Genomic DNA, 8,418 nt, shown 5'->3' on the forward strand with positions numbered 1-8,418 from the left:
GCGCGGCACGAAAGCCCCGCGGACACCATGCATTCTCGCGGCCGTTCGCCGCCAGAGCGGGAAGTCCCGCCACGGATCGCTGTGGGCTGCGCCACGTTGCGCGCCCCCCGGCTGCGCCGTACCACATGAGGCAGCAAACCGGGCCTCTTTTCCGGACATTGGCGAACGAAGTGCCGAACGCCCGGCTGCGGTACAACGATCGGCCAGCCTACCCCGCGCCCCCCAGCGGCATCATCACGGGGCGCGATCCCGGACCGCGGCCCGCCCCGCCCGTCACGCCGCGGTTCACCGGGACGTTTCGCGCCGCTCCTGGACACCGGAGAGGAGGAAGACCACCGAGCGGTCGCGTTCGGACCACGCCTCGGTGTCGAGTTCGACGGACTGGAGCAGCGCGCACTCGACGGTGTAACCGCCCTCGGCGAGCGCCCGGCCGATCGCCTCCGCCTCGTCGCGGGTGGACGCGTGCGTCACGATGCGCTCGGGCCTGCGGTCCGCGCAGGCGGAGACCACCGGCACTCCCCCGCCGCCGATGCGGACGACGTCCGGCTCGGGCAGGTTCTCCAGGACGTACGGCGCCCGTCCGTGCACGACTTGGAGCTGTACGCCGAAACACCGCGCGGCGGCCGTCGTGAGGCCGCACGCGTCGGGGTCGGCGTCGACGGCGATGACCGCCGCCCCGAACCTGGCGGCCTCGACGGCGAGGGCCCCGCTGCCGGAGCCGATGTCCCAGACCAGGTCGCCGGTGCGCGGGCCGAGGCGGGCGAGCTGTGCGGCCCGCAGTCCGGCGGACCCGCCCTCGCCTGGCGCCGTCCGGCCGGGGCGGGCGTCCTCCCGGTCGCCGTACTCCGCGGCCGGCAGCGCCCAGCCGCGCACGGCGGGCGGGTAGCCGGGGTCGCGGCCGCCGATCCAGCCGCCCGCCTGGCTGGCCGGGCCGGCGGCGCCGCCGATGACGATGACGACGTTCGGATCGCGCCAGGCGTGGTCGGCGGCCTTGTCGGACGTCAGGACGGTGACCTGCTCCCGGGCGGTGCCCAGCTCCTCGCAGATCACGAAGGTGCGGTGCACTCCGTCGAGCAGCAGGGCGAGTTCGGCCGGTCCGGCGCCCGGCGAGGTGAGCACGGCGACCTTGGGGTACGCGCGGCACACGTTGACGGCGCGGCGCAGCGTGCGGCTGTGGGCGACGACGATCTGGGCGTCGTCCCAGGGCATTCCGGCGCGGGCGAAGGCGGTGGCCACCGAGGAGACGGCGGGCACCACTTCTACCTCCAGGCCGTGCCGGGGCGCGCGCAGGGTGCGTACGACACCGAAGAAGCCCGGGTCCCCGTCCGCGAGGACGACCGCGGTGCCCCGGTGCCCGGCGATGCGGCGGGCGGCGAGGTCGACGCTGCCGAGGCGGATGCGCTCGGCGCCCGGCGGCACCTCGGGGAGCGCCAGGTGGTGCCCGGCGCCCGCGACGAGGGTGGCGGCCGCGAGTGCGGACCTGGCCGCGGCGGTGAGCGGTGATCCGTCCCAGCCGATCACCGTGACCCGGTCGGCCATCCTTGTCAGTCTCCTGGAGTCGTCGCTGGGGTGCGGTGGGTGAGGTGGCAGTGGCTGCTGTTGCGGCGGCGAGTCAGGGTGAGCGTAGCCGGTGCGGACCCGGGCGGCCTCGGGCGGGAGGTCAGTTCCAGTCGTTGTACGTGCTGTAACCGGCCGCGTCGGCCATCCGGTCGGCCACGCCTTCGAGGTCCTCGGGGAGCAGGCTCCACACGATCAGATCGGTCCGGATGTCGGTCCAGCCGCCGTCCGTGCCGTTCTCGGTCCGGGTCCGGGCTATCCAGGCGTTGCGCAGCACTCCCTCGCTGATGCAGCCGATCTTCTGCGCGACCTGCTGGGACGCGGTGTTGTCGGCGGCCGTGCGCAGCTCCAGTCGCTCGAACCGCTGGTCCCGGAAGATCCACTGGGCGACGGCGAGCACCGCCTCGGTGGCATAGCCCTCGCCGCGCGCCCACGGCGCCGTCACGTAGGCGGCCTCGGTGGCGCGCGTGCGCCAGTCGGTGTGCCGGAGGTGGACCGACCCGACGAGCCGCTGGGTGAGGAACTCCGTGACGGCGAACGCGATGCCACGGCCCTGCGTGCGCTCCGCAGGAGCGATCCTGCGCACCCAGCGCTCGGCGTCGAGCGTGGTGTAGGGGTGCGGCGCGGCGGTCCAGGCGACCACCATCTCGTCGCTCATCATCTCGGTCAGCGCGGGGATGTCCGACTCGTCGAAGGGGCGCAGCACCAGCCGGTCCGTGCTGATGGAGATGTCCGGGAAGGTGGTAGTCATGCGCAGCTCCATGCCGTGGACCGTCGTGAGGGACGTAAAGGCACAGCATGCAGCATCATCCCTGCCGTGTGCATGGTCGGGTGGCGGTCGCCCCGGGGACGCGAAGACCCCGCCGGCCGGTGCGGGGCAGGCGGGGCCTTCGCGTCCCAAGGACCGTGGGGGCGTCAGGACTTGACGGTGTCGAAGGCCGGCACGATCGAGCCGGCGTACTCGTCCTCGATGAACTTCTTGACCTCGTCGGAGTTGAGCAGCTCGGCGAGCTTCTCGACCCGGGCGTCCTTCTCGTTGCCCTTCTTGACCGCGAGGAAGTTGGCGTACGGGTTGCCTTCGGCCTTCTCGATCGCCAGCGAGTCCTTGGCCGGCTCGAGGTCGGCCTCGATGGCGTAGTTGCCGTTGATGACCGCGGCGTCGACGTCGTTCAGGGCGCGGGGCAGCGTGGCCGCCTCCAGCTCCTTGAACTCCAGGCCCTTCTTGTCCTTGATGTCGCTCAGCTTGGCGTCCTGGCCCGCGCCGTCCTTCAGCGTGATGAGGCCGTTGTCCGCGAGCAGCTTGAGCGCGCGGCCCTCGTTGGTGGTGTCGTTGGGCACCGCGACCGTCTGGCCGGGCTTGATGTCCTTGAGGTCCTTGGCCTTCTTGGAGTAGAGGGCCAGCGGCTCCAGGTGGACGTCGGCGACGGGCACGATGGTGGTGCCCTTCTTCTTGTTGAAGTCGTCGAGGTAGGGCTTGTGCTGGAAGAAGTTGGCGTCGACCTCGCCGCTCTGGGTGGCGGTGTTCGGCAGCACGTAGTCCGTGAACTCCCGGACCTCGAGCTTCAGGCCGGCCTTCTGCGCCAGGTTGTCCTTGACGTAGTTGAGGATGTCGGCGTGCGGTGTGGGGGACGCGGCGACGACGAGCGCCTTGGAGGCGTCGGCCTTGCCGCCCGCCTCGCTCTTGGCGCCCGGGTCGGAGGCCGTGCCGCAGGCGGTGAGGCCGAGAGCGAGAGCGGCGGAGGCGGCGGCGGTTGCGGTGATCTTGATGTTCTTACGCACGAAAAGTGCCTCTTTCTGGGTGGTGCGGTGGTGTCGCCCGGACAAGGAGTGCGGGCTTGCTGGGGAGGAGGTTCTGGGGCGCGTCCCTAGGAGGCGGTGCGTCCGCGGCGCGCGAGGAGCCGGATGACGCCGTCGCCCACGAGCTGCACGACGGTGACGAGGGCGATCAGGACGACCACGGTGACGAGCATGAAGTCGGTCTCGAAGCGCTGGTATCCGTACGTCACGGCCTTGCTCCCGAGCCCTTCGCCGCCGACCGCGCCCGCCATCGCCGAGTAGCCGACGAGCACGATGACGGTGGTGGTGACGCCGGAGATCAGGGACGGCAGGGACTGCGGCAGCAGCGCCTTGAAGACGACGGTCGGTACGCCGCCTCCCATGGCCTGGACCGCCTCGACCAGCCCGTGGTCGACCTCGCGGATCGCGGTCTCGACGAGCCGGGCGAAGAAGGGGATGGCGCCGATGGCGAGCGGCACGATCATCGCGCTGGGGCCGATGAACGTACCGACGACGAGCGTGGTGAAGGGGATGAGGGCGATCAGCAGGATGATGAACGGCAGCGAACGGCCGATGTTCACGATCACGCCGACGACCTTGTTGACCGCCACGTTCTGGAGCAGTCCGCCCTTGTCCGTGAGGACGAGCAGGATGCCGAGCGGCAGGCCGCCGGCGACCGACACGACGGTGGACCACAGCACCATGTAGAGGGTGTCGACCGTGCCCTGCGTCAGCAGGGGCTGCATCTCCGACCAGTTCACTTGGCACCTTCCTTGACCAGGGCAGAGTCGGCGGTCCGCGCCGGTGTGTTCGTGGGGCCGTCGACGACCTCGACCTGCAGCCCCTGCTCGCGCAGGAAGCCGACGGGGACGACGTTCTCGTCGTACCGGCCGGGCAGCTCGATGCGCATCCGGCCGATCTGCTTGCCGCCGACGGTGTCCATCGCGGCGCCCAGGATCGAGATGTCGATGTTGTACGTACGGGAGAGCTGGGAGATCACCGGCTGCGTCGCCGCCTCCCCGTGGAAGGTCACGTCGATGACGGTGCAGCCGGGGCCCGACGCCTGGCCGCCCACCGGGAAGAGTTCCTGCGCCAGTTCGGAGCCCGGCGTCGCCAGGAGCTCGCTCACGGTGCCGGACTCGACGATCCGCCCCCTCTTCATCAGCGCGGCCGAGTCGCAGACCGTCTTGACGACGTCCATTTCGTGCGTGATGAGCAGGACGGTCAGGCCCAGTTGCCGGTTGAGGTCGCGCAGGAGCTGGAGGATCGAGCGGGTGGTCTCGGGGTCGAGGGCCGAGGTGGCCTCGTCGGAGAGCAGCACCTTGGGGTCGCCGGCCAGGGCGCGGGCGATGCCGACGCGCTGCTTCTGTCCGCCGGAGAGCTGGCCGGGGTACGCCTTGGCCTTGTCGGCGAGGCCGACCAGGTCGAGCAGTTCCAGCGCCTTGCGGGAGCGGGCCTGGCCGGAGACGCCGAGGATCTCCAGCGGCAGCTCGACGTTGTCCTTCACGGTGCGTGAGGACAACAGGTTGAAGTGCTGGAAGACCATGCCGATACGGCTGCGTGCCCGGCGCAGTTCCCTGCCTGCGCGGCGGCCCCGCCCGGCGAGCGCGGTGAGGTCCTGGCCGTCGACGGTCACCGTGCCGGTGGTGGGCCGCTCCAGCAGGTTCACGCAGCGGATGAGAGAGGACTTGCCGGCGCCGCTCTGGCCGATGACGCCGTACACCTCGCCCTCGCGTACGTGCAGGTCGACACCGTCCAGGGCGGTGACTTCGCGGCCACGCGAGGGATAGACCTTGGTGAGGCCCGTAGTGGTGATCACAGGGTTTCCGTCACTGTCGAGTGCGCGGCGCAGTGTCCGCCGGGCACGGGGCATTCGTCTTGTGGACGTGGCACGGCTGGGTCGGTGGGTACCGGAGGCAACGCGTGCGCGGGGCAGGCGGCCCGGTCCTCCGGGAGCGGGTGGGCACTCGGGTGGACTCGGGGCGCGGCTGTCGGGTCTCGCTTCGGGGCGCGAGGCTCAGGCAGGGGCCCTCAGAAGGCGCACATTCGACACATACAACGAGCACCGGGCGTCATCGTCGCCTCGGTCGCAAGGGTGCGGCTGCTCGTCGTGGTCATGCGGATGAGTAAACCAGACGTGCGTACGCATCGATCGACGTCGTCCGAATAGCGGACACTTTTGTCTCGCCGGCGGACCCTGCCCGGTCGCTCTCAGTGAGCGACGACGATCCGCACTCCGTCGTCCGTGGCCTGGACCGACACGGCCGAGAGGTCGCGCACGACGATGTCGGCGACCAGCTCGGCCGGCGCGTGCGTTGTGGCCAATGCCACGGTGCGCATGCCCGCCGCGCGGCCGGCGCGGAGTCCGGCGGGCGCGTCCTCGAAGACCACACAGCGCGCCGGGTCCACCCCCAGCCTGCGGGCCGCGGTCAGGTAGGGCTCCGGGTCGGGCTTGCCACGCGTGATGTCGTCCGCGGCGATCATGGCCTTGGGGCGGATGCCGACCGCGTCCAGGCGCGCCTCGGCGAGCCTGCGGGTGGCGGAGGTGACCACGGCCCAGCGGTCGGCGGGCAGACCGGCGAGCAGTTCGGCGGTTCCGGGGAGCAGGACGACGCCCCCGGGCGCGCTCACGTCCTCGACCTCGAGTTGTTCGATACGGGCCACCGCGCCCGGCACCGCGTCCGGGGGGAGCAGATCAGCGGCGATCTCGGCGGCGGGGCGGCCGTGCAGTTCCACGGCGGCGAATTCCTCGGCCGATATGCCGTACTCCGCCGCCCAGCGGGTCCAGCAGCGGATCACCGACTCCAGGGAGGAGAGGAGCGTTCCGTCGTTGTCGAACAGGAGGGCGTCGGCGTCGATCTTCATGTGGACCGACCCTACGCCCACCCGTTGTCGCGGGCGTAAACGGTCGTAATACGCTCGTCGTCATGCTCGACGCCCTGACGGTCGCGGTCTCCGTGGCCGCGCTCGCACTCGCCGCGTGGTGCGGTTACGCCGCCTTTCGCGATCAGCCCACCAAGGACTGGCACTTCATCGGCATGGCCGTGGTGTCCCTGCTCGCCCTCGCCCAGCTCGTGGTCGGCATCGTGCGGCTGGCGGGGGGCGACACGCCGGACGACGGCACGGTGATCTTCGTTTCGTACCTCCTGGGGGCGCTCGCCGCGGTGCCGGCGGCCGGCTTCCTGTCGCTGGCCGAGCGGACCCGCTGGGGCTCCGTGACCGTCTCGGCGGGCGCGGTCGTGCTGGCCGTGCTCGAAGTCCGGCTGCACGACATCTGGGGAGGCTGACGATGAGCGAGCCCGTCACGGAGGAGCGCTCCGGGGCCCCCGCGCGGCTGGTCCGGGGTCCTGGACTGCTGCTGGTCTGGCTGTACGGCGTCATGTCGGTCGGCGCGGTGTCCCGTTCGATCTACCAGATCGCCACGGAGTACGGCCGGGCGCCACTCGCCTACACGCTGTCCGCCGTCGCCGCGCTCGTCTACGCCTTCATCACCTACACCCTGGTGCGGGGCGGGGAGACGGCCCGGCGTGCGGCGCTGGTGTGCTGCGGCGCGGAGCTGCTGGGCGTGCTCGTGGTCGGGACGTGGACCGTGATCGAGCCGTCGGCGTTCCCGGACGCGACGGTGTGGTCGGCGTTCGGGAAGGGCTACCTGTTCATTCCGGTGCTGCTGCCGGTGACGGGAATGCTGTGGCTGCGCAGGGCGCGGAGCGCCTAGCGACGGGTGCGTCCCTGCCGCCCGGCACTCCGGGCGGCAGGCGTCCCGGCACACGCCCAACAGGCCGGCTCGGCCGCTGAGCTCTTCGCTCCGCGGCGACTGCGGCCCGTCCGGCGTGCGAGGAGCGGGGAGCCCCGGCGCCTACGCGCTCGCGGCGAACGACTGCGCCGCCGGCTCCTTCTCCAGGGTGACCAGCGCGAGGCCGGGGGCGATCTGCTCGGTGGCGACCGGGGCGTAACCGTGGCTGCGGTACAGCCGCAGGTTGCCCTCGCTGCGGTGGCCGGTGAAGAGCTGGAAGCGCTTGGCGGCCGGCTCGGCGGCGAAGCGCCCCTCGATCGCGTCGAGCAGCCTTCCTCCGAGCCCGTGCCGCCGCATCCTCGGATGCACGATGAGCTTGGCGATCCTCGCGGTTCCCGCCTCGTCGACCGCCGCGCGCACCGAGGCGACCACCTCGTCGCCGAGCCGCGCCACCAGCGTGTGGCTGCGCCCGAGTTCCGCCCGCAGGTCGTCGAGGGTCTGGGTCAGCGGCTCGATGCTGTAGTCGCCGTACAGCTCGGCCTCGCTCTGATAGCACAGGTACTGCAACTTGAGGATCTGCTCGGCATCCTGCGCCGTTGCCGCTGAGATGGTCACGCTCATGCCCATGTGTGCATGCCTCCCGCTCGCCTGATACGCCGGTTGCTTACCGCTCCCTTCCCCTCAGCTCAGGAGCCGCAACCTCCGCCGCCAGCATTCTGCGCAGGCATCCCAGGCAACGGGAACGCATCGGCCCCAAACTGCCTTGTGACATTCCCAACTTCCCTGCGATTTCCTGGTACGTGGGATCCGCCGGCGACAGCATCGCGTTGAGCAGCCGCGCACACCTGGCAGGCAGCCTGCCGACCGCCGCGCGCAGCACGCGCCGCCGCTCGGCGCTCAGCGCGGCGCGTTCCGGGCAGGCGGAGTCCGTCGTCGCGGCCGGCGGGAAGGGGTACGGCAGTTCGCGCCGCGTCGCGCTGCGGGCCAGGCTCGCCTCGGTGCGTACGGCGTGCAGCAGCCAGCCGGCCGGGTCGGGCGGCGGGCCCGCCCCGTCGAGGAGTTCGAGGAGCCGCAGCCATACGGCCTGTTCGAGGTCGCCGGGTTCGACTCCCCCGCTCGCGGCCTCCGCCACGGCTTCTGCGGCGAGCAGGGGGCGCAGCGTGCGGAACAGGTCGTACGAGCGGGACGGGGCGGAAAGGGCTGACAAGGCGGCCGGTGCGGCGGCGGGCATCGGGAGGGTCATGCCAGGCGGGACGTGCCGCCGTGGGGGGGGGGGGTTTGTGTTGCGCCACCAAAGACCCCCCCCCTAGGCCCAGGGGGGTGTTTTCTGCTGTTGGTGTAGCCGTCCCACC

General features: G+C 71.5%; 10 protein-coding genes. 2 read left to right on the forward strand and 8 right to left on the reverse strand.

The annotated features are described in order from the left end of the window. Positions 1–285: 285 nt before the first annotated feature. From cbiE to AC07FK_RS25730, 6 genes are all read right to left on the reverse strand, one after another. Positions 286–1,539 carry a precorrin-6y C5,15-methyltransferase (decarboxylating) subunit CbiE gene (gene cbiE, locus AC07FK_RS25705; RefSeq protein WP_479107290.1) on the reverse strand — a complete coding sequence of 418 codons (1,254 nt, stop codon included), beginning with the start codon at positions 1,537–1,539 and terminating at the stop codon, positions 286–288. Between the two features lie 121 nt (positions 1,540–1,660). Beyond that, on the reverse strand, positions 1,661–2,308 hold the full coding sequence (locus AC07FK_RS25710; RefSeq protein WP_479107291.1) for a GNAT family N-acetyltransferase: 648 nt from the start codon (positions 2,306–2,308) through the stop codon (positions 1,661–1,663). Positions 2,309–2,472: 164 nt separating this feature from the next. Continuing rightward, on the reverse strand, positions 2,473–3,336 hold the full coding sequence (locus AC07FK_RS25715) for a MetQ/NlpA family ABC transporter substrate-binding protein (protein ID WP_479107292.1): 864 nt from the start codon (positions 3,334–3,336) through the stop codon (positions 2,473–2,475). Between the two features lie 86 nt (positions 3,337–3,422). Next, entirely contained in the window at positions 3,423–4,094 is a 672-nt protein-coding gene (locus AC07FK_RS25720; protein WP_479107293.1) for a methionine ABC transporter permease, read from the reverse strand. After that, positions 4,091–5,152 (reverse strand): methionine ABC transporter ATP-binding protein, encoded by a 1,062-nt coding sequence (locus tag AC07FK_RS25725; RefSeq protein ID WP_479107294.1) that lies wholly within the window; start codon positions 5,150–5,152, stop codon positions 4,091–4,093. Before AC07FK_RS25725 ends, AC07FK_RS25720 begins: the two co-directional genes overlap by 4 nt. Before the next feature lie 392 nt (positions 5,153–5,544). Then, on the reverse strand, positions 5,545–6,198 hold the full coding sequence (locus tag AC07FK_RS25730; protein WP_479107295.1) for an HAD family hydrolase: 654 nt from the start codon (positions 6,196–6,198) through the stop codon (positions 5,545–5,547). Between the two features lie 62 nt (positions 6,199–6,260). Here AC07FK_RS25730 and AC07FK_RS25735 point away from each other — a divergent pair, with 62 nt between their 5' ends. Both AC07FK_RS25735 and AC07FK_RS25740 read left to right on the forward strand, forming a co-directional pair. Then, complete coding sequence (locus AC07FK_RS25735) at positions 6,261–6,620, forward strand: hypothetical protein (protein ID WP_479107296.1); 360 nt, start codon at positions 6,261–6,263, stop codon at positions 6,618–6,620. Positions 6,621–6,622: 2 nt separating this feature from the next. Continuing rightward, positions 6,623–7,048, forward strand: coding sequence for a hypothetical protein (locus AC07FK_RS25740; protein WP_479107297.1), 426 nt, complete (start codon positions 6,623–6,625; stop codon positions 7,046–7,048). A gap of 141 nt (positions 7,049–7,189) precedes the next feature. Here AC07FK_RS25740 and AC07FK_RS25745 read toward each other — a convergent pair whose 3' ends face one another. Together AC07FK_RS25745 and AC07FK_RS25750 are read right to left on the reverse strand one after the other, a co-directional pair. Further along, positions 7,190–7,693 (reverse strand): GNAT family N-acetyltransferase, encoded by a 504-nt coding sequence (locus tag AC07FK_RS25745; RefSeq protein ID WP_479107298.1) that lies wholly within the window; start codon positions 7,691–7,693, stop codon positions 7,190–7,192. A gap of 37 nt (positions 7,694–7,730) precedes the next feature. Next, positions 7,731–8,297, reverse strand: a complete 567-nt coding sequence (locus AC07FK_RS25750; protein ID WP_479107299.1) for a sigma-70 family RNA polymerase sigma factor — start codon at positions 8,295–8,297, stop codon at positions 7,731–7,733. Between the last annotated feature and the right edge of the window lie 121 nt (positions 8,298–8,418).

The organism is Streptomyces sp. NPDC046122 (assembly GCF_056429965.1).